This window comes from bacterium, assembly GCA_035454885.1.
Taxonomy (GTDB): Bacteria; UBA10199; UBA10199; order JACPAL01.
In genome coordinates, this window is record DATIGE010000004.1 from 26,875 (window position 1) to 49,376 (window position 22,502).

Annotated in this window: 9 protein-coding genes; all 9 read left to right on the plus strand. The window is 63.2% G+C overall.

What is annotated here, in order from left to right:
• Positions 1 to 44 precede the first annotated feature (44 nt).
• The 9 genes from VLJ37_00775 (at position 45) to VLJ37_00815 (ending at position 22,349) form a co-directional block, all read left to right on the plus strand.
• Positions 45 to 4,628, plus strand: a complete 4,584-nt coding sequence (locus VLJ37_00775) for a hypothetical protein (GenBank protein ID HSA58202.1) — start codon at positions 45 to 47, stop codon at positions 4,626 to 4,628.
• A 175-nt stretch (positions 4,629 to 4,803) separates the two neighbouring features.
• Positions 4,804 to 5,697, plus strand: a complete 894-nt coding sequence (locus VLJ37_00780) for a hypothetical protein (GenBank protein HSA58203.1) — start codon at positions 4,804 to 4,806, stop codon at positions 5,695 to 5,697.
• A 34-nt stretch (positions 5,698 to 5,731) separates the two neighbouring features.
• Entirely contained in the window at positions 5,732 to 9,316 is a 3,585-nt protein-coding gene (locus tag VLJ37_00785; protein ID HSA58204.1) for a hypothetical protein, read from the plus strand.
• A gap of 68 nt (positions 9,317 to 9,384) precedes the next feature.
• Positions 9,385 to 10,746, plus strand: a complete 1,362-nt coding sequence (locus VLJ37_00790) for a hypothetical protein (protein ID HSA58205.1) — start codon at positions 9,385 to 9,387, stop codon at positions 10,744 to 10,746.
• A 101-nt stretch (positions 10,747 to 10,847) separates the two neighbouring features.
• Positions 10,848 to 12,404 (plus strand): hypothetical protein, encoded by a 1,557-nt coding sequence (locus tag VLJ37_00795; protein ID HSA58206.1) that lies wholly within the window; start codon positions 10,848 to 10,850, stop codon positions 12,402 to 12,404.
• A 12-nt stretch (positions 12,405 to 12,416) separates the two neighbouring features.
• Complete coding sequence (locus VLJ37_00800) at positions 12,417 to 13,889, plus strand: HEAT repeat domain-containing protein (protein ID HSA58207.1); 1,473 nt, start codon at positions 12,417 to 12,419, stop codon at positions 13,887 to 13,889.
• Between the two features lie 227 nt (positions 13,890 to 14,116).
• The gene (locus tag VLJ37_00805) at positions 14,117 to 19,375 is read left to right on the plus strand and encodes a phosphotransferase (GenBank protein HSA58208.1); all 5,259 of its coding nucleotides are present in this window, start codon (positions 14,117 to 14,119) and stop codon (positions 19,373 to 19,375) included.
• Between the two features lie 206 nt (positions 19,376 to 19,581).
• The gene (locus tag VLJ37_00810; protein ID HSA58209.1) at positions 19,582 to 20,037 is read left to right on the plus strand and encodes an Hsp20/alpha crystallin family protein; all 456 of its coding nucleotides are present in this window, start codon (positions 19,582 to 19,584) and stop codon (positions 20,035 to 20,037) included.
• 137 nt (positions 20,038 to 20,174) lie between these two features.
• Complete coding sequence (locus tag VLJ37_00815) at positions 20,175 to 22,349, plus strand: hypothetical protein (GenBank protein ID HSA58210.1); 2,175 nt, start codon at positions 20,175 to 20,177, stop codon at positions 22,347 to 22,349.
• Positions 22,350 to 22,502 lie beyond the last annotated feature (153 nt).

Below are 22,502 nucleotides of genomic sequence, written 5' to 3' on the forward strand. Positions count from 1 at the left end.
TCTGGCCCGCGTTCGCGGCATGGCGGTTGCAATTAAATTCCGCCATGACCGGCAAACCGTCACATAGGGTCGATTTTCAGTCCCCCGTGAGCCGGGGGGTCTTTCGCATCCTGACCAAGGATCTGGGCTTCACGGCCGGACAGATCGACGGGGCCCGTCCCGATCCGATCGCCTCCGACCGCTTCGGCGTTCGGGCTTGCCTCGACAGCGGGCCGAAGGATGGGATCGTCCAAACCTCGGAACTCTTCTCCGCCGCCACCAACGCGTACAACTTCAACCGTTTCCTCGGCAGCCTCGCCAAGACCAATCCGTTCACCGTGTTGGATCGCGACTATGACCTCTCATGGCTCAAGCTCAACGAGCCCGGGAAGGAGGCCTATCAGGTCGATTCCGGCAAGGCCGCGGATTGGAAGAAGCTTCTCTTGGGGGACGGAACGGCGACCGGTCTTTTGATGTCTCGATGGCAGCTGGCCCCCAGCCCCCTGCACGGCCGCTACGACCAGGTCGCGAAGGAAACGGTCTGGGAGACCACGCCGGCCGTCGCCCAATTCGCGCGCTGGGCCCTGAATTCGACCGAGTTCGGCCTCCTCCCGGTCAAGGACCAGTTGGAGATCATCGACCGGTTCGTGGAACAGATCCCGTTTCCCAATCAAAAAGCCGACCAGCAAATCGCGATGCGCGAGCTGATCCGGAAGGATCTCAGGTCGGCGGTGGCCGGCGGTAGCCGGAGCTTTACGGCGACGCAGAAGATCTCGCTCTATACGCTCACGCGGGGCCGCGCCCTGGAGGCCAAGGGCGAGACCAAGAAGGCGAGGGATCTTTACGAGCTCGCCTTGGGCATCGATCCTCAAAACGAGACGGCGCGGAAGCATCTGGGGATCGTTCTGTCGAAGGATAAAAAGACCCTGGCCGCCGGCGTCGAGATGCTCCGGCAGGCCTATGAGAGCGGCCTGCGGGACCCCGACCTTCTGGCCGCCCTGGCCGCGGGCGAGGCGGCGGAGGGAAATCACGCGAGGGCGCTCGAACGGGCGGCGGATTGGGCGGAGGCGGGGTTTACGGACCCTTCGGAGCGGACGGCTTTTCTTCCCCAGGTGATCGCGTGGGCCAAGGAGGCTCATGACCCTCTGGCGGCGGAAGAAATCTTTCTCAAGGCCGGAAATGATTTGAAGGAGGAGGACCGAAAGGCGGTTTCGGACCTTCTGTACGGATCCAACCGCACATGGACCGAAGGCAAGACATGGCGTTACGAAAGACGCCTTGAGTGGTGGATCGACGCGGCCGAGCGGCAGATGATGCGCGGAAATTTCGTCCTAGCGCGGCTCGTCTTGGACCGGGAAGAAGTCCTCGATCGAACGTTTCAGACTCAGGAGATCCCCGACTACGCCTACCGCGGCGGTTCGGACCAGAAGTTCAAGGAGCGGATCGAGGAGGACGTCGTTGGGAGAACCAAAAAGGTCCGGGAGCGCCTCGACAAATGGGAGTCTTACATGGAGCCCCAGGTCCGCTCCATGCTGGAGAAGGCCGAGGCGAGTCTCATCCTCGTCACCGGGAAAGAGCGGGACAGCCTCGCGAAGGACATCGGGAAGATCGAGCAGACGATCGCCTCCGTGGAGGAGTTGGACGCGCTCACCGCCCCGTCCGTGGACATCTCCAAGATGATGGAGCACCAGCGCGCGAAGGCCCGGGACGGCTGGGCCAATACCGACGAGGTCCTGCAGCTCTTGGACAGCATGGAGAAGGACCTGACCGCCCGCCCGGGGGCCCCGAAGTTCCAGATCTCCCAAAAGATCCAGGGCGCCCGCGAGGCGATCGAGTCCGGCCAGCCCCTGGGAAGGGTCCTGTTCAATCTTGAAAAGGGGCTCAACTCGCTGATGAACGGCCCCAAGATCCGCCACACGGACGTGACGCACCTGATCCGCGACGCCAAGTCCAAGATCCTCGGGGGCTATACCCATCAGAACCAGGCCCTCTACGAGGAGGGCATGAGGGACCTGGAGGCGCTGAAGCGCTACGCGAAGCTGGAGCAGCAGAAGGGGCAGGACTTCAAGGCCATGCTCGCCCAGTATCCCCAGAACAGCTACTTCATCTTCCGCGACCCGAACGATCTTTCCGGACTGACCGAGTGGGAGAAGATGGAGCGGACGACCTGGGATTCCTACGCCTCCAAGTACGAGACCGATCTGAATCTGCCGCTGAACCTGAAGATCGCCGAGCTCGAACGGACGGACCCGGCCCGGGCCGCGAAATACAAGGCCATCCGGCAGGATTTCTGGAGCACGGCGGTTTGGAACGATGGAAAGGGGAACCGGATGACCCTCCGCCCCGGAGCCCCGGTGAAATGCGGCAAAAACGAGGTCTGGGACCAGGAGTGCTGGAATTCCGTGCAGGGGTCCCACGATCCCAATTTCAGGACCTACGATCCCTCGAATCCCGAAACGGTCACCGATTTCCGGGAGGGCACCCCCGTGTCCATGGAGGACCTCAACCGGCGCTCCGACCGCTGGGAGACCCTCTATAAGGACCCGGACGCCTCGGTCTCGACTCTGATGGGCGAGGTCGAGCAATCGCGCCAGGAAAACATCCTGGCGGAGAACGAGAAGAGCGGCAACGAGGCCGCGAAAAAGGCCTATCAGGAGCGGATGGACCTGGAGACCAGCCTTCAAACGCTCCCCGAATACGTGGCCTTCCTAAAGACCTACGAGGTCCTCCTTACGAAGGACCCCAAGGATGTGGATCCGGAGCTGCTCAAGGCGGGACGTGACTTCCTGGTCAAGCGGTCGGAGGTCTACAAGACGTTCCTGAAGTCGGAGTACGACCGGCTCCTGGACCGTTACGAATTCTGGGATTTCAACATCACCTCCGAACAGCAGTCGGCGACGATCGACCAGCACCTCGCGGCGCTTTCCCAACTGAACCTCGACGATCCGACGGCCGCCGCCGCAAACATCGATGCCCTGAAGGCGGCCGCGAAGGACTTCTATTTCATCGAGGAAAGCCACGCCTACATGAGACTCCAGAAGCAGGAGGAGACCGTCGGAGAGATGTACGCCGACGATGCGAATCCGACGTCGAGCATGGACCTGGCCCGGGATTGGGAGCCCGATCTGTACTCGGATCCCGTCGATCCCCAGTCCGTGACGATCGCGGACATCGAAGGCCGCGTCGAAGGCTTCCGGACCTACGGCCGGACCCTGGACGACATCGCCTTCTCCCGCACGATCGACGCCAAGATCGTGATGCTGAGGGACATGCGGAAGGAGTACCGCAAGGCGGAGAACCTCAAGAACCTGTGGCTGGGGGACATCAAGGACGAGGACTTCGACCGGATGATCGATCATTACAAGGAAATCCAGACCCTGTGGGCCTCCGGCGACCCGGCCCAGCAGAGGCAGGCGCGCCTCTCCTTCATCGCCCTGGAGAACTCGCGGGTCAGCGAGGTCCTGAGGAGCAAGTACGAAAACTCGGCCCAGTTCAACCACTACGTCACCGGCGTCGTGATCGTCATGGCCGCTGCCTTCACGGCGGGTCTCGCGGCGGAGCTGGCGGGCCCGTTTCTGGTCACCTGGTTCGGGGCCGAGGGGGCGGTCTGGGGGGGCTACGCCGTCAACGCCCTGGTCTTTACGGCCTCGCACCGGTTCTTCGATTCTGCTTTGAGCGGAGACTGGACCTCCTTCACGAACATCTGGAACGAGCCGCTGGACTTCCTGGAGGAGGCGGCCTTCAACTTCGGCATGTTCGCCTTCCTGGGCAAGGCGATGAAGACCTACGAGGCGGTGTTCGCGGCCCGGTTGGGCCGGGGCCTGGTCTATCAAGCGGGTGGGTTCGTCTGGGAGGGGGGGGCCTTCCAGCTCTACGGCTTTTTCCAGCAGAACGTGCAGATGGCCCTCCACGGGAGATGGGATTCCTCCAAGATGTTCAACGCGTTCAAACCGGAGGCCTTCGTGGACGGTTTCCTTTTTCTGGGTGCCCTCAAGATCGGCGGCGTCCTATCCATGCCGGTCACCCGTCCGGCGACCGAGGCGGCGCGGGGTTGGGTCGAAAAGGTGGCTCCCAACTACGCCCAACAGGCGATGGAGATCGAGGTGCAGAAAAGCGTCCAGGCGATCGAGGATTACGTGAAAAAGGGCAAGGGCAGCCTCGAGGATCTCATGGCCCAGCACGAGTCCGCGCTCCTGAAACAGAGACAATTCCTCGAGGATCTGCCGGAGGGCGTCCGGAACGAACAGACCTACGCCTTGAATACCCAGGCCCTGGCGAACCTCCGCCAGTTCCGGTCCGCGTATGAGCAATCGGTCTTCAAGACCGTCGGCCTGGAAGGGAACAAGAATCCCTATGGCCTGCGCGAGATCACGAACGACGGCGTCCTCTCGTACTCCTCGGCCAAGGGCGTGGAGATGATCCAGGCCCTCCAGGCGGATCCGAGCGTGAGCTCGGTCAAGGTGCATGGAAACGGGTTGGTCGTCGTGCGGGTCATTGATCCCTTCGGCCGCGAAACGACGATCCGTTTCACCGCCGATGTCCGGGACGCGCAGATCAAGAAGATGCAGGAGGCGGCCAAGACGCCCCGTCCGGAGACGGAGCAAGAAATTCCCGCCGCGGCGCCTGCACTGGCGGCCAATGCCGGGTAGTGTTTCTAAATAGAAACTTCTTGTGTCGTGGGGACCCCAATCGCTCTGTTCATTAACATAAACATCAATAAAAACTAATGCTATCAAATAGATAGGCATCACGAAAGAGGGCTCTTCTGGCACGTTCGTTGCTTTATTCCTCGAGGGCTCAATCGAGCCCAAGGAGAGAACGAACATGCCACCAGGAGCGAGAGGCGTCGGCGAGGGCGGTCAACCCGAGGTGAGGGGGCGCGAGGGTGAATTCGGTCGCGAGGACAAGGGGGCCGAAGCGATCGGGCGCGACCTGAGCACGCCCGGCGCCGAAGGGATCGGGCGCGAAGGGGCGACCGGGGGGTTGCCCAAGGGCGTTCAAGAGGCGGCGGCGACGTATGACGCCTTCGTCGAGGGCGGAAAAGTGGTCGACGTTCCCACCGAACCCGCCTCGCGGGGCCTTTCCCACTACCGCGTGGCGGATTCCGTTCCTCTCCGCCGCGGGACGCAAATCTACGCGGACGTCCACAACCTCGGCGTCTCCTATTTTGAGGTTCGCGACGGTTATCAGGCCGTCTACCGGGTCTTCCGTTCGGTCGGCGAATTCTTCGGTCTCAAATTAGGGCGGGAAATCCGCCTCGATCCCACGGTCGTGATGGACGCGGCCGCCCGCCGCGCCTCCGCGTCCCGCGGGGTCGGGGACAAGGCGCAGGCGATCGAGCTCAAACCCAGCCTGACCTCCCGCAGTCTCAAGGCGGACGGGAACCACACCGAGACCGCCACGATCGGGAATCCCTTCGAACATTTGAATCGGCGCGGAGACCGTGTCGTCGTCTCTCAGAGGATCGGAACCGGCGAGATCGTCTTCGGTGAGGCGAGGGGGACGGTGCCTCTCTACGCCATCGAGCATAGCGGGACGGGGTTCGTGATCGAACCTCTGGAAGGGGCGCACAGCTACAAGGACGGGCTCCGCATGGCGGACGACGCCTCGGACGGTGCCTTCGTGAAGGCCCCGTCGCTCGGTTTGGAGCTCGATCCCGGCGTCGCTGAAATCAAGATCGGCGACCACGAGATGGTCTTGGTCGTCCCGAATATCTGAAACCGGAAACGAAAATTATAGGGGGAAACATTTTATGGCACCAGGAGCAGAAGGAGTCGGCGGAGGACGGTCGGGTGAGTTCGACCCGACCCGCGGCCACGAAGGAAGGTTCGGCGAGAGGAACGAGCGCGCCGATGCGATCACGCGCGACCTCTCCAGACCCGGCGCGGAGGCTGTGGGAGGCGAAAGGGGCAACGAAGGGTTGCCCGACGAGGTCCAGAAGCTGGACGCCGAATACGAAGCGGCGGGCTTCGGGAAGGACCCGGCCCGGTCGGGCGGGACCGGTGAAAGGGGTGGAACGGGAGGACCCGTTGACTCCTACGGAGATGCCCCCGCGAGGAACGTCCCCTGGAGAACGGGTGGGACCCATTGGGAAAAGGCATTTCGTTGGGTTCGGGTGAAAGGGACGCATGTCATGGACGTCGTGGCGCGCCGCGCCTCGGTCAATGCCCAGGTCGGTTATGTTCAGCCCCGGCCCATGGAGAGGATCCGCCTCCTGGACGACAAGGCCCCCGAGGTCAGCGTGCCCCTGGGCGAGGCCAATATCGTTTCGATCGATACGGTGAAGCAGCGCGTGGCCGCAATTGAGAACCGGGTGCCATGGAGCGAGGGCGAAGGGGCGGCCAGGTCCCGAAAGGCGGCCCAGCTCGAGCCGGATCTCACCAAGAAATACAAGGAAGAATACCAGAAGTCGGTGGAGGCGGAGTACTTTAAGAAAATGCTCGGAAAGGACGCCTACGAAGCCGCGTTGGGCGAAGGCAAGGTCGAAGTGCGCGCGATGGAGAGGCTGAGAGATCAATTGGTGAAGCAGGGGAGGTCGAAGCCCGAGGCCGAGAAGATCGCCAAGCTCGCCATTCGCAGGAAGAAGGTTGAGATCAGCGCCGAGGCTCAAAGCCGAGCCAAACGAGACGCAAGGGTGGATGCCAGGAACCAGGCGACGAACTGGTACAAGGACGCCGCCCTCGAGCGCCGTCAGTGGGTCGACGCCCGCGCCAAGGAGCTCCTGCCCGAAATGCAGAGGAAGCATCCGCATGACCGGGACATGGCCAAGTACCGGGCCGAGCGCCAGGCCAAGGCGGAGTGGGACCAGAAGATCAAGGATGCCAAGAAGGACCTGCCGGTCATCGTGGACACCAACATCCCCGGCATGGGCTACGATTATATGCGCGTCATCGACCATCACGGCCCCTTCCTGAAAAGGGCGGACGGTTCGATGCAAAAGGCCAACGCGACGATGCAGATGATGAACCGCTTCGAGGATGCCCTGCGCGCCGCGGGGGCCAAGGACGTGAACAATCCCACCGACGCCCAGGTCCGCGAGGCGATGCGCCTCATGAACATCAAGGAGGTCGCGACCGACAACCTAGCCGACGGGGCCTGGAGTGTCTGGATGGCCGAACACCAGGCCGAGGTCCTGAGGAATCCCGAGCTTCGGGGCCTTATCCGCGAGGCGACCTACTTCGAGGACTTCACGGCCTTCTCCCAGGGCAAATACGACCGGAACGATCCGGCCGTGGAGCTCCAGGCCTCGCTCTTCTCTGAATACGGCAAGATCCTGGCCCAGCACGGCATCAAGGGCTCGGACCGCATTCCGCCCGACAAGGCGGAGGCGATCATGACGGAGACGATGACGGCGATGGACAAGATGATCTCCGACCCCGTGAGTCGCGCCAAGGCCGCGGAAACGTTTTGGACGAACGTCGACGCCGCCCGGGCGAAGGCCGAGGACCCCGCGAACGGCGTGGTCATTCACGAGGCCCAGGTTGACGGGAAGACGGTCATGAAGTTCTACGACATGACGAAGCTTTCCGAGTTCACCGTCTTCGAGCAGTGGCTCGCGGTTCCCGATATCTACCGGGAGCGGCCCCAGACGAACCCCGACGGGTCCTTGAAGCACGATGACAACGGGCACCCGATCATGGGGACGGGCGAGTCCTTGAGCGTCCAGGTGACCGTGGCCCCCGTCTTCCGTCCCAAAATGAAGGCGGACGGAACGCCCGAGTACAAGACGAAGGCGGACGGAACGCCGGAGATCGGACCGGACGGCAAGCCCGTGGCCGCGATGGAATTGGACCCCAACCGATCCTTGCCCATCGTCGCGATTCCCTTCGGCAACCGGGTCGGAGGCAAGCAGGGGCTCCTGGTCGTGTTGGACGCCTTGAACAAGGCGGAGAGGGCCAAGGCCGAGGCGGCGGGCGTCGAGCCCAACTTCTGGTTCGGTAAGGACAGCGTCGTCCTCCCGAACCCGGCCGGCGGCGGTTCGCGGCTGAGCACGACGGAGATCGCCGACATCATCACGGACCCGAAGTACGGGCTCTTCAAGAAGGGGACGGAACCGGTCGTGGACGGGACGGGAGATCATCTTGCGACCTTGGACGGGAAGCAGATCGGCCCGCTCAACCCCCGCTATGTTCATGACGTTCACGGTTTCGCCGCCAAGCAGGCCTATACCGAGGCGTCTAAGTTGATCGACCAGTACGGCGTGAAACGAGACTCCACGCCGCGCGCCAAGGGCGAGCGGCTGGCGGTGCTCGCGGAAAGGGGCGACGTGCGAGCCCGGGAGGCCTTGGACCTGCTTTATGAGATGAAAGGCGAAGGCAATACCCTGGTGGATTTGAGCGATCGGCCGGGGTCGGGCGAGCAGTGGCTGGGCATTCCGACGGCGAATCTCAAGGCCAAGGCAGCCCGGTTCAAGTCCCTGGTGGCGGAGCTCGGCCCCGCCCTGGAAGGCAGGGGGGCCGTGGACGCAGCCAAGTGGCCCGCGATCAGGGAGCGAGCCGGCCAGGCACGCGATGAGTACAATAATCACCGCCAGTTCACCGATTCGACCGTGCCGACGGGGACGCAGGTCGACGCCTATGTCTTCGCCGACGCCTGGGCGGTCCAGGGCAATGCCAAGCAGAGAGAGGCGGCGCAGGGCGTGATCGCCGCGGCGGAGTCCAACCAGAGAATCCTGGAAAAGAAAAGGAGAACGAACGGGGAAATGATGAACGATATCGAAGTCTTGGAGAAGGCCCGGGAGAGCGGCGACGCCAATTTAAGAGAAGAGGCCGATCGGGCCTTGGGCGAGATCTACGGCGTCGTCGATCGGAACATGCAGATCATCGACAGGTGGAGGAACTACGCCGCGGAGCGGAAGAAATTTGACGCGGCAATCGCCGTCTTCGAGACGCCCTACATCAGCTCGGCCCTCGCCCGGAGCGCGCATCTCTACCTCGGGCTCGAGGCCCCCGCCGACATGGCGGTGTTGGACGTGACGAGCAAGTCCCCCGAGCTGTACGAGGACCTGGGGAGCATCGGAAAGACCCCCGGCGACTACGCCGTGACCATCTGGGTGAAGACGGCCGCCGACGGGCAGAGGATCCTGGGCGATATCTGGTCCAAGCAAAACGCCAATAACGTGAAATGGGGCCGCGACGGCGACAACCGTTACCTTCGGATCGTCGACGGCGAGGGCCGCGAATTCCAGGTCCACGTCGCGGTTCCCAAGGAGGCCGCCTCCGGGACCGGGACGGCCGCCAAGCCGTCGCCGAAACCGGACGCCGCTCCCTATGACATGGCCGCGAAGCGGGCTTCGAACGGAAGCTCGACGGACGTCACTGCCCCGGGGGGCAACTAGGGGGTTAAAAAGAGGCAACTTTCCTAAAAGATTCCCGATGCTAACGCGTCTCTTGACGGGAGGCGGCGGTGGCGATTGGGACCCTGGGTGGAATCTCACAATGCAGCCTGACGGCGGGGGCGGCGGGAACGGCATCACCGTTCCTCGCCGCGTCCGCCGATCGGGGGCCCGGCCCGGATCTCTCCTCGACGCTCCCTCCCGCGCGGCCGATGGGCCGTCCCCAGCCCCTCTTTCGCCCTCCCGAGGTCGATGATGCCCTCGCGGGGCTTCCCGCGCTTCCCGCCCGCGCCGCCCGGCGCCTCAAGGATTTGGCCCTCGAATGCCGTTTAGCGGCAGGCGCGGATCTCGTCGGCGCCGTCGAGAAGGCTGCCCTCTTGATCGGTCTGGAATCCTTTGTTTCCGAGGCGAATTCGCTCTACGAGTATCTCCTCTACCAGGTCCTGGAGGCGACGGTCCTCGCGGCGCCCGCGGCCTTTCCGGAGATGGCCCGGCTGATGGCGGAGATCCCGACACTCAAAGACCTGGTCTACTTTGCACGAAAGTCCGGCCTGGAGGACCGTTTTGAGATCCCGCGCCGGCGCGGTTCGGAAGAAGAGACCCTCGAATCCTTTCTGGAGACGGTCTCGAGGCTTCGCGGGGCCGCGGGTTACCGCTCCGTCGCCGACGCGGACATCTATGCCCTGGGCCCCGGTTACGTCCGTGAGTCCTTTCGCGAGGCATTTTCGGATCCGGAGTCCGGCGATGAAGTGCGGCGCGCCTTGCGCCGCTCCGCCCTGGGCCCGATGCCCCTCTTGACGATCCACCGCCTCCTTTATCTCCTGCAGAGTCAGGACTATTCCTTCAAGATCCGGGAATTGTTCGAGCTGCCGTGGGAATCGTTCGAGCTTCCTTCGGCCACGGCCTTTGTCCCCGGTCTCCCTCTCGAACGCGTCCTGAATGGGCTGGGGACGAATTTTTCCGAACCGCCTCCCGAGGCTCTCCAATTCGGCAGGTGGCTCGCCCGGGGCCGCGTCGTCGTCCGCCATCTCTCCGGCGAGGATATGGACGCGTTCAACCGCGAGCGCATGGGAGAGGCGCTTCGGATCGACAACATCCCCGCCGCCCGCCGCCTGGCCAATGGGCCCGGGGAGCCCGACGAGATCCTCCTCTTGGATGGCGCGAAAGGCCGCGTGGAGGAGGACGACGCCCTCCATGAATTCGTCCACATCCTTCAGGCCGAGCGCGAAGGGGGCGACTGGGTGAGCTTGAACCTTATTCCCGCCGAGATGGAGGCCCACGCCGTGGAGATCCACGGCAAGCGGCGGCGGGGCGACGACCGCCTTTATCGCCAGATCGCCGCCTTAAGCCCCTATGGATTCCCGATGGGCCTGCGCCTCTACGTCGAGCAGGTCTACTTCCGCCTCTTGGATGCCCCGGGGATCGTTTCCTAAGGGAAACCAAATGGGGGGACCCCCCCTCATGAACCCTCTTATCTTCATGAAATAACTACATTTTCCATGGCACGCCCCTTGCTCATTCCTCATGAGACCTTATGGGCGGAGGACCGAAAAGAACAGGTGGCTCGGAATTCGACCCCGGCCGGGGCCGCGAGGCCGAGTTCGGGCGCGAGAACAAGGGCGTCGAGGCGATTCGACAAGACCTCGCAACACCGGGCGTTCCGGAGATCGGCGGTGAAGGACCGTCCGGCGGCATCCCCAAGAGCATCTGGGAGGCGGCCGCGAGGTACGACGAAGCCAATTATTATGATTCCTATGAGGTGGCCGTCCCCACCCAAGTGAATGCGATGGACGCGCGCCGCGCGTCCCAGGCCGAAGCCGCCGTCGTCACGTCGTTCTTCAAACCCTTGGCCGACCTCTTGCGCTCCATCGGCGTGGCCAAGGAGGCCCCCGAGGCGGAGCCGATCCGTTCCGAAGCGCCCATCGATGACGTTTACGGTCCCCATTACTATCGCGACCGGTCCTTTTACGAAGGCCTGCCTATAGACGGCCTGATGGAGGACGGGACGCGCTATTTTCCGACCTTGAATCTGGAGGGGAAAACCTACGAGGTCCCCGGCGAGGGAATGGTGACCTTCACCGGGCGCGTCTTCGGTCAGGGCTCGGCCTCGACCGTCTACGAGGCCGTCTTCGACACGCCCGATGGCCAGCGCGTCGTCGCCGTCAAGATCCGCGATCATGCCCTTGATTTCCTCGGGGGCGAAGAGGCGGCCCTCCGCGAGGTGGACACCCTGATGCAGCTCCCGAGAGATGTCGCCCCGAACTACTACGGGATGGCGGTGGTCGAGGGTGCGACGGCGATCGTCATGGACGTGGCCCCGGGACAATATTGGACCCAGGTCGATCCCGCCCGGATCAACGAGAAGACGGTCGAGGACCTGCACGCGATCTTCGATACCTTGGAAGGCATGGGCTGGAGGCCGGGGGACTTCCAGGTCACCATCGACGAGATGGGTCACGCCCATTTGATCGACTTCGAGGGGCTGAACGGAGAGAGCCTATTCCCAACCACCCGGAGCGACGTCTTCCGCTGGTTCGCGAAGCTGAGGAGCGAGGCCGGCCTGCCGTCGGACTTTCTCGACAGCGAGATCGGCCGGGACGCCGTGACCGTCACGAACCGGATGCAGGAGATCCTGGGCGTGAACGCCGGCACGTACGTTTACCGCGCGAGCCGTCCCCGCTGGATCCAAAACGGAGAGATCGGCCTGAATAAGGGTTCAGTCGCGCGCCTGGCGGACCCTTACACCCATCCCGAAATCCTGCCGGACGTCGAAAGGGCCTACACCGACTTGGACGCGGCGGACGCCCTCTTCGATCCGGCCTTACAAAGGGGAGTCCTGGCCTCCGATCTCGACAGTCCCGGACTCAACGTCTCCACCAATAAGGACGAGATCCTCACGCGCTATGGTGGCGGCCAGGGGTCCGACCGCGTCCTCATCCGCTTCCGGATCGGAGACGTGCCCGACGCGCGGCTCTATCCGGACATGGGGGGCGGCATGGGCGACAGGACCATTTTTTACGTGACGGGGAAGGGGCCGGTGCCCGTCGAGGTCTACGACCCCGCGACCCGTACGTGGGTCAAACCGCAGTAACCGGAGGCGTTCATGGGCGGCGGAATCAAGAAAACGGGCGGCTCGGAATTCGATCCAAGAAGGGAGACGACGGGGCCCGGTCGTCTTCGGGATGCGGCCGCCGAGGCGATCCGGCGGGATCTGTCGACGCCGGGAGGGGGGCGCATTCCCTTTGAGGACCGGACGATTCCGCCGGAGATCGAACGGATGGCCGAGAGGTACGACGACTTCCGCGAGATCATCGACGTCTCCTCGGGATTCAACCTGCCGGGGATCAACCGATTCGGCGCCTCGCCACGGCGCGCGTCGAATTCCGACGAAATTTCGAACCTCAGGGCGGTCCAGGGGGATCCGGCTCAACGGGCGGATCTCCGAGTGGAAGCGGCCGAGGCCCTGGCCGGAGAGGGTCTGCTGGAACGGGATGAGGCCCGAGCCCTCGCCGCTGATCTCGAGCGGGGCGCCACCGGTTCCTACGACCCTTTTCTCGCCGCCGATAATCTCCATCTTTATCTTCGGGTCGCTCGGCTCCTGCAGGAGATCGGCGAGCCGGTTGATGCGTCGGCGGCCTTCCGGAACCTTTTGGAAACGTACACGTCCGTTGAAATGAGGGATTATTCGGTGTCCACCCAGCTCGATGAGATCGGCAGGGACTATGCCCAGCTCGCCGGAAAGGAATCTCTTCCGGAACTCCTCGAAGTCTTGGGCGATCCGAATCTATTGCCGGAGATCCGCGCGGGGGTCGCCGAGGGACTCGCCGGCCTGGGAGCGGTGGAGACGGCGCGTGAACTTCAGAGGATCGCGGAAGACCGGAATGAATCGGAGGGCTTGAGGCTGGCCTCCGCCAGGTCCTTGGCCGATTTGGGCTTCCGGTCCGAGGCGACGCCGGTCCTGGAGGATCTCCTGGTCAGCCCCAGCCTTCACGCGCGGCTGGGCGCGGCCGAGAAACTCGTGGAACTGGGGGCCGTCGATGAGGCGATTCCCGTCCTGAGGGATCTCTTAGGGGTGGATGTCGATCAACTGCAGGCCGGCATCACGGAAGCCGCGGAGGAGAGGCTTCCCTTCGACCATCACGAAATCCTGGCGTTTGCAGGTCTCCTTGAGAGGGCCTCCACCGCGTTGGCGCGCGCCGAGCGGATTCGATCGGAGGCGCACCTGCCCGCGGAGGTCAAAATGGGAAACATGCTCGCCATCGGCGTCGTGGGGTTGACCCTCATGGGGTCGCCAGCTGTCCTTTGGGCGCGGGCGAAAATGAAGGCCATGAAGCCGGACGCCGTCGGCATGATCACCGTCTCGGCCTCGGCGGGACAAATCACGGCGGTTCGGGCCATGGTAGAGCTTGTTCGATCCGGTAACGAATCGGCCGTTGCCGCTGTGAAAGGGAATTTCAACATCCTGCCCCTGATCGAGGCGGCCCGGAACGACCCGGAGGCCCGGGCACTCCTCGGCGAGTTGGCGACCCTGGGTCACGCCGATGCGGCCCGGGCGCATCGGGAGACGGGGAATTAATTTCGCTGCCCATCCTTGAAAGTCAACATGAGGCATTCCGTCGCCATTCCCCAGGATCGTTTCCTGACGGAAACAAAACTGGGGCAACAGTCCGGATCCGGTTTTCCACCATCTCTATAAGTTATTGAATTTAAAGGAGATCTATCCAGCGAAGACCCCTCTTTTTTTTGGTCGTCTTCTTGCAGCCGTACAGGGGGAAGAGGCCAGCCAAACGCGGAGAGGGGACCATGTCCGTTGTCAGCGAATCCAAGGGACCCAGTGTGGAGTGGACCGATGCGGACCCTTGCCGCCAGACGAACTCCTGCGCCGTTGCGAGAGTCAAGGACGCGCCGGCCTCTCCGTTCGGCTCCGTCTACCGTCAAGGCTCCGAGATCGGATCCCGTCTCTGGGCGGCCGTCCGTCCCGGAATGGAATCCCTGTTCCGGTCCGCCCGGAATCCCGCCAACTGGATCGGCGCGGTCGAGGACAAGATCAAGGCGGAGGATTACATCGGGGCAAGGAACCTCCTCAAGGAAACGGATGAACTCTTCAACGATGGAACCGCCTTCTACGTGGGCGACGTTTACGACTTCGTTCGGTACGGACCGGTCTCGGATCCGGTGCTCGGGCCGAAGATCTTCGACTTGAAGGCGCAGATCGAGGCTGGGGAGGCCGGGCTGGAAGCGCGCCTGGAAAAAAAGGTCGAGGAAGGCGAGGCCCAGACGATCATCGCAACGGGGAAGAAGCTCGCCCAAGCCCTTGCGCGCCGGAAGAGGGACGAGGAGGCCTTGAAGGCCTTCCAGGACTTGGACAACCTCACCTCGATCACGATCGATGTCTCCGACACCTTTTCAAGCCTCAAATCCCGGCTCAAACAGGGAGAGGCCGGGGCCAAGGAGGCCGAGGCCTTTCTCGAAAAGCTCGAGCCCTTGCTCCGCGGGAACGGGGCGGCCCCGATGTTCCGCTGCCGGGAGTTGATCGGGAGCGCCCGCGAGGAGATCGCCTCCGGACGAGATCCCTTGCAGGCGATCCAGGGTCTCGAAGCGGGCCTCGTGCCGCTCCTGGACGGCCCGAAGATCCGGCACGCCGACCTCACCGGTCTGATCCGGGACGCCAAGTCCAAAATCGCCTCCGGGGCCTTGCAGGGGAACGACCGGCTCTATGAGGAAGGCCTGAGCGACTTGAGATCCCTGCAACGGTACGCGGAGGCCGAAGGCCGGAAGGAAGCGGCCTTCGAGGCCTATCTTTCTCTCTGGCCCGAGAACACCGATCTTGTTTTCGTCGCGGACCTGTACGCCGACGACGTCTATCGCGGCCGCGGGCGTCCCTACGAGGCACGATTCGACTTGATCAAGAGGCTGGACGTCACGCGGACCATCGACGCCTTGGACCCGGAAATCTCCCGGCCGACCTGGAGCCGATTCGGAAAGTCGCCGGTCGCCGAGGACGCCGAACTGGCCTCGAAGGTCAAGGCCCAGTGGGAGGACATGCGCAGGACGGCCATCTGGAGGACGGACCCCAACGGCTGGGGCGAGACTTTCGGTGGATTCGGGACGGACCGGAGCAACCGTCCGAACTTCCGCTTCTATAATCCGGAATACCGGAACGGCATCGTGACCTACCGGGAACCGGTTCCCGGAGGCATCGGGGAGTTGGACGCCCTCTCGACCCGGCTGGAAGGACTCTACGCCGATCCCTCCATGCCGACGGAGAACTTTCTGGCCAAGGTGGAGGAGACGCGCAGGGCGGGCGCCTCCGCATTAGACGAAAACGAGGGATACCGGGGCCGGATCGAACTGGAAGAAGGCCTGAAGGCCCTGTCGACCGACGTGGCCCTGATCAAGGCGGTCGAGGCCTGGAGGAGTGGGGGGGGAGAGGTCCCGGTGGAGGCCATGGAGAAGATCCGCGTCCTCTGCGCGGCTCGGGCCCGAGTGCTGGACGAGTATCTGCAAGGAATGCCGGATGACCCAAGCTTGTATTACGAAATGAAATACATCGCGGAAGGGTCCGCCTGGCTGAACAGCTTCCGGATCACGGAAGACACGGATCCGGCAACAATCCAGAGCCTCCTGCCCAGCTTCGAGTTCATGATCGAGTTGGAATTTTCCGTCGAGGAGTTGAGGGTCTTGGGCGGACTGAAGGAAGAGGCGGGTGCCGTTTCGGAAATCCCCGCGGAGAAGGGCAACGAGCGGGCCGATGTCAGCCGGACCCAGGCGACGTTGGACCAGGTGACGGTCCTTCGCCCTGGAAGGGCCAATGCCATCGAGGTGGGTCGCCGGTCCATGATCCAGGAGATGGAGGCGCGGGCCGCCTTTTATGGACCGGTCGCGGAGGATCTCGACAGGATCGCCTTCGAGAAGACTCTGGATGCGAAAATACAAACGTTCCGGGAGATGGGCAAGGAGGTCCGCCGCTCAAAGGGCATCAAGAATTTCATGTCCTCGCGGGACCCGGGGCCGGACCGCCACCGGGGCATGGAGTTAAAGTACGAAAAAATACGGGAGATGTGGCACTCGGAGGACCCTGTCTTGAGGAAGAGGGCCCGTGAGGCCTTCATCGCCCTGGAGCATGCGGAGATCAACATCGACCTCGAGAAGGAGTACAAGGGCGCGGCGAAGTTCAACCAGTACACGATCGGCGTCGGGATCATTTTGGCGTCCGCCGTGACCGCCGGGGTAGCGGAAGGGTTGGCCGTGCCTCTTCTGGGCCTCGCGGACGAGGGCCTCGGCGCGACGGCCGTGAACGCCTTCTTCTTCACCCTCTCTTACCGCGCCTATGATTCGGCCGCCCGCGGCGACGGCTTCGTGAACGGATTGGCGGGGGCCGTGAAGGATCCCGTGGCGTTCGCTGAGGAGTTCGCCTTCAACCTCGCCATGATGCGCTTCCTAGGCAAGGCGATGAAGACCTACGAAGGGCTCTTCGTTTCGCGCCTCGGCCGGGGACTGATCTACAAGGCCGGGGGATTCGCTTGGGAGGCGGGGGCCTTTCAGGTCTGGAGCGCCTTTCATTCGAACGCTCAAATGCTCCTTCACGGAAATTACGACCCCTCCCACGCCCTCGACGCCTTTTCGCCCTCAGCCTTCGAAGACGGCTTCCTCTTCCTGGCCGCGCTGAAGATCGGCGGCGTGCTCTCGATGCCGCTTGCCGGCACCTCCGGGTTGGTGGGCGGCTGGGCGGAGCGCCTCGTCCCCGAGCGGACGCAGCTGCGGATGCAGGAGGAGATCAACGGGGTCGTCCAGGCCCTCGACGATTACGCGACGAAGGGGAAGGGCGATCTGCCGGAATTGATGGACCGCATGGAAAGGGCCCTCCTTCGCCAGAAAGAATTCATGAAGGGGCTCCCCGAGGGGGTACGCAACGAGGCGACCTACGCGAGAAACGCCCAGGCCCTGGCGAATTTGAGACAGTTTCGGGCGGCCTATCAGACCTCCGTCCTCGCAAAGGCCGGGCTCGAGCCGCATGAGAATCCGCTCGGCCTTCGCGCGGCCAAGGAAGGGGATTTTTTGACGTATCCCGCGGAGAAGGGGTTGGATCTCGTCCGGGCCTTGAAGAAGGACACCGCCGTCAAGTGGGTGAAGGTCCACCGCAACGGCCTCGTGGAGGCGCGGGTGACCGATCCCTTCGGCCGCGACGTCACGGTCCGTCTCGCCTCCGACGTCCCGAAGGACGTCATCAAGGCCATGAAGGAGGCGGTCGCGGGGCCGGGCGTTCCGTACGCTGACTATGACGTGATTCCCGGGACGCAAGTCAGCGACGTGGCGGCCCGGCGCGCCTCGCAGGGTGAGCCCGCCGTCCTCGCCTCCGTCTTCGGGCCCCTCGTCGATTTCCTAAAGTCCCGGGACGTTGGCGAAACGCCGGAACAGCCGGCGGAGATGCCCCTGGAGCGCGTCTACGGGCCGCACTACGACTATGAGCCGGGATTCTACGCCTCTCTTCCCGCCGACGGCCGGAAGGTGGACGGGGCTTGGTTTTTTCCCGGCCTGAAATTGGAAGGAAAATCTTTTGCGATGATCGAGGGCGGCGAGGTCACGTTCACGGGCCGCGTCTTTGGCCAGGGGAGCGCCTCGACCGTCTACGAAGCCGAATGGAGAACGCCGGACGGCGAGCAAAGGCTCGTCGCCGTGAAGATCCGCGATCATGCCCTCGACCCCCTGCTTGCGGAAAAGGCCGCCTCTCGAGAGATCGACGCCCTCGTGAAGATTCCAAGCGAGCTCGCCCCAAATTATTACGGAACGACGATCGTCGAAGGGATGACGGCAATCGTGACGGATGTCGTCCCCGGTCAGTTCTTCAGGGACGTGGATCCGGTTCGGATCAACGAAAACACCGTCGCGGATATCCACGCCATTTTCGACGGGTTGGAGGGAGAGGGTTGGAGCCCGGGGGACTTTCAGGTCAACATCGACGCCATGGGACGGGCCCGTCTCATCGATTTCGAAGGCCTCGATGTGGGGCCCAACGGCACGTCCACGACCCGATGGGACGTCTTCCGCTCGCTCGCCGACCTTCGCCGCCAGGCCGGACTCCCGACAGATTTCTTGGACCGCGAGATAGCCTCGGAACCGGACCAGAACGTGGGGCCTGCGTTGGTCAAGAGGCCGTCGGGCCCGGCTTCTCTCCAGGATCTGCGTCTGAATGAAGGTGAGACCCAGCGGATTGGCGACCTGGAGTTCACGCTTGCGGACGGCGAGGTCTGGGTTCGCGGCGTCGAAGGCGGCGAGGGCGTCGTTGTTCGCGGGACTGGCGACGAGTCGGGGGCATGGATTCCCGTCGGGGAGGGAGACACGCTTTTGGTCAACGGGCGTCATTACGCGAGGGTTCTCGGCGAGTTCCGGACGGTCACGCCGGCTCCCGACAATGCGCCCGTTCTCGCGCATGGAGAGAACGGCGTGATCCTGGACAACGGGGATGGAAACCTGACGAAGGTTGGCGGTTCGGTTGAAAGGAACAAACAGCTCGACGCGGAACAATACGCCTTGGCGATCATTCAATTCCACGGCCTGGACATCGCCCCGCCCTTGGTCGGCCGACCCCACCCGTCGGAATTGATCATCGGTAAACTGAAAGGCAAATCCTTGGACCGGTTGAGCCCCCGGGAGAGAGAGCAGATTAAGCCCGAGCATTGGAAGGGGCTGGAAGACGGGTTGAAAAGCCTTCAAGACCTTGGGATCCACCACAATGACATCAGCGCCGGCAATATCATCTGGGACGGACAGAAGCTCCGCCTCGTGGATTTTGGGTTGGCGCGGTTCGGTTTCCGGACTTCAGACGATTTCAATCGGCTTCAACGCATTAAAGACGCCTTCGACAAGGGCGAGGCAGGGCAGGCGCTCTATCCGCTCCCGAATGTTAACGATATCGAAAACCAGGCGCGCATCCCCGTCGCCGATGTCCCCTTCAGCCGCCCGGAGGACCGTGCGCCGGACACCGGTTACCGGAAGGCGGCGCGCCAAACGGTGGAGGGCAACGATCACGTTGGCCCACCTTCCGAGCCGGAAAAGAAATAGCGGAGCGCAAGTTCGTTAATCAAATACAGGGAGATCTCGCAATACAGCCCCTTCGGCTTCGGCCTCGCCCTCCGCAATTTCGTCGAGCATCTTTATATCCGCCAAGGAGATCCGCTTCCTTTTCCCGCCCCTTGACACCCCCCCAACCCTGCTTACCTTTCTGTCGAAGGACGAACGAAAAGATCCAAAAGTAAGAGGAGGTTTTTATGACTTATCTCAGCCTGATCCCCCGCCTCGGCGGGCGAAGCACGCCCACACGCTGGGGGTTCGACCGCATCTTCGATGACTTCTTCCGCGACCTGGACGTGATGCCCGAGGGCGTTCCCGCCTTCAACGCGCGTCTGGACGTGGCCGAGACCGACAAGGAAGTGACGGTCACGGCCGATCTGCCCGGTTTGGAGGAAAAGGACATCGAGCTTGCCCTCAACGAAAACGTCCTCTCGCTCAAGGGCGAGAAGAGGGCGGAGACTGAAGAAGAGGGGAAGAACTATTTCCGCAAAGAGCGGACCTACGGGGCGTTCTACCGGGAGATCGAGATCCCGGCCGAGATCGACGCGGCCAAGGTGGCCGCAACGTTCAAGAACGGGGTCCTGACCGTGACGCTTCCCAAGTCTGAGAAGGCGAAGGAGGAATCGAGGAAGATCCCGGTCACGGCCGGCTAAGACGTCCGTCTCTCATCTTGCGATGTGAACGGCCTCACAGCTTGTAAGATCCCTGACGACCGCCGCAAAAATCATAAATAAGATCAATCACCTTTTCGTGGCATCCCTTTTGCTTTTTCCACTGCAGGGGGTTCACCATGAAAAGGATTTTCTTTGCCGGACTCGTCGTTTCCCTGAGCGCCTTCGCCGGTTGCGGCGGGACGAAGGATCAAGGACCGACGGACGCGACCTCGTTCTGCGAACCCTCTCCGGTGAGGGCCGGACAAGCCGTTTCCTGTTCGATCGATGGGGACCAAGCCGCCGACCTGACCGAGTGCACCTTTTTTGTCGGAAAGCAGGATGGACGGCGGATTCCGGTGGAGGCCTCCCTTTCCGGTTCGATCCTTTCCTTTCAGATGCCCGTGACCCCCGCCGGGATGATCGACGTGGTCGTCGGCTGCGGCGAGGACTTCAAGACCCTGGGGGGCATTCAAGTGGCGGACGCCATCGAGGCCGACGGGAATACCGAGGCGGCGGAAAGGCCTGAGGACGATACCGTCATCGAGCCGCGGGCGCCCGCGTCCCCAACGGTCCCTGAGGGGGAAACGGCTCCGGTTGCGACGCCGCCGCCGGCCGCAACCCCGGCGCCTGCGACCTTTGAAGTTTCACTGGAAGGTTCTCTCGTCGCGAACCCGGTCCAATTCGGCGCCGCGCGCCTTTCCGGACGCATTCAGGGCGGGGGCGCCTTGCGTGAGGCCTATGTCTACGGACCCTTCGCCCCCGACGGCAACTGCGAGCGTCTCCTGGCCATCGACCCCTCCGGAGGCCCGCTCAATCCCGGGAGCCGGAATTACGATTCGTATCGCGATTTCGTCGGCCACGCTTGCGACGAGGCGGCGGGCAACTGCGAAGGTTTCACCGCCGCGGCGGAGGACGGAACGCCGGCGCCCGTCAATTGCCGGATCGATCTTCCCCGTGATCGGGACGCCTTTGACTTCTATTTCCGCCTCTCGCAGCGGGTCTCCTCGTCCTTCTTGGTCACCGTCGGTGAGGATGGCACTTTAAGGACGGACGGGGTGGACATCGCCGCGCCGGTGGCCTCGTTGACCAATGTGAGGATCGACGTCAGCGAGACGTCGCCGGAAATCTCCGTCTCATTCTCCTACGCCAACGCCGCCGCGGCCCCCGTGGTCATGGGGTGCCGCCCCGTCGGGACGCCGTCCCGCGCGATCTCGGCCTCCGGATCCGTTGCACAACGCTGTGCCCTAGAAAACGAGATGACGGTGACCGCCCTGGCGCCGGGAATCGGCGGGGGCAACGTCGCGCGGGAGACCTACAAGGTGCAATGCGGGGAGCCCCAGGCGGTCTTGAAGAAGATGGCCTTCCGCGGCGCGAACGGGGAGGTCTGCACGGTGGGAGAAGACGACTGGAGTCGCTCGTGCGACGCCCGCGGAGAGTTCGAGCTCCGCGGCGAGGCCTACCGGACTTGCGAGATTCAAAGGCAGCGTCCGGACGGGGGCTTCGAGTTCGTCTCGTCCCACTCGGTCCCCTGGGTCCATGAGGTGAAGCTGACCGAGACGGACGCCGCCTGTTCGAGCACCAACAACGTCGGCGTGCCGGTCACGGCCGGCATGGTTGATCACGGCCGCGCCATTCTCACACGACGCCTGAAACGTTCCTACGAATGTACGAATTACGCCTTTACGGTGCGTGGCGAGAACGGGCGGGAGACCGCGCTCAGCGAGCATGCGCCGTATGGGGCGAGCTTCGAGTTGTTGCCGGGGACGGCGGATCAGTATTGCCGCGGACGCGCCCCGGTCGGCGACTCCGGGATCTCCGGGATACCCAGCCTGGTCGTCATTGGCGAAGGCAATATCGGGCACAGCTACTACTCGACCTTCAACCGGTGTCCGGCGAACGACGGCGGTGTGTTTGACCGGAAATTCCGGATCGTCATGAAGATCGATGGGAACGCCTCGGCCGCCTTCAAGATCTCGTGGCGGGGAAAGCACGTCAAGAACGTCCGCTACAGCTGCACGACGGACGGTCCGGGCGTCAATCCCGCGGTGGTGGGCCGTGTTCAGAGATACGACCATGACGGAAGAAGCTTTCCCTTGCCGACGTCCGTGCGGAACGTGACCATCACCCAACCCGATCCCTCTTCATACGCGGTGCAGACGGCGGTGGACGGCTTCAAGATCCACGACGACCTCATATGGGCGACGGTCCAATGCACGTTGACGGCGGTGACCTACGACAATCGGGAGATCGTCGCCCCCGTACAACACTGGGACGCCTGCACGGCCGAGTTCCCGACCTGTCTGGCGCAGTAGACTTCGAAGGCATCTCTCATGTTGTGAGATTCGGAGGTCACTATGTGCGTTTTTCTCTCAACCCTGAAAGTGGAGTCTCAATGCGCCAGATCATAAATATAGAACAATATCATATACTTAAGTATGGGAGTTTTCTCCACTAAGCATGGCACA

Excerpts from the sequence above, each read along its gene's own strand:
- VLJ37_00775 (HSA58202.1), top strand. The coding sequence starts at position 45 with ATGACCGGCAAACCGTCACATAGGGTCGATTTTCAGTCCCCCGTGAGC.
- VLJ37_00780 (HSA58203.1), top strand. The coding sequence starts at position 4,804 with ATGCCACCAGGAGCGAGAGGCGTCGGCGAGGGCGGTCAACCCGAGGTG.
- VLJ37_00785 (HSA58204.1), top strand. The coding sequence starts at position 5,732 with ATGGCACCAGGAGCAGAAGGAGTCGGCGGAGGACGGTCGGGTGAGTTC.
- VLJ37_00795 (HSA58206.1), top strand. The coding sequence starts at position 10,848 with ATGGGCGGAGGACCGAAAAGAACAGGTGGCTCGGAATTCGACCCCGGC.
- VLJ37_00800 (HSA58207.1), top strand. The coding sequence starts at position 12,417 with ATGGGCGGCGGAATCAAGAAAACGGGCGGCTCGGAATTCGATCCAAGA.
- VLJ37_00805 (HSA58208.1), top strand. The coding sequence starts at position 14,117 with ATGTCCGTTGTCAGCGAATCCAAGGGACCCAGTGTGGAGTGGACCGAT.
- VLJ37_00810 (HSA58209.1), top strand. The coding sequence starts at position 19,582 with ATGACTTATCTCAGCCTGATCCCCCGCCTCGGCGGGCGAAGCACGCCC.
- VLJ37_00815 (HSA58210.1), top strand. The coding sequence starts at position 20,175 with ATGAAAAGGATTTTCTTTGCCGGACTCGTCGTTTCCCTGAGCGCCTTC.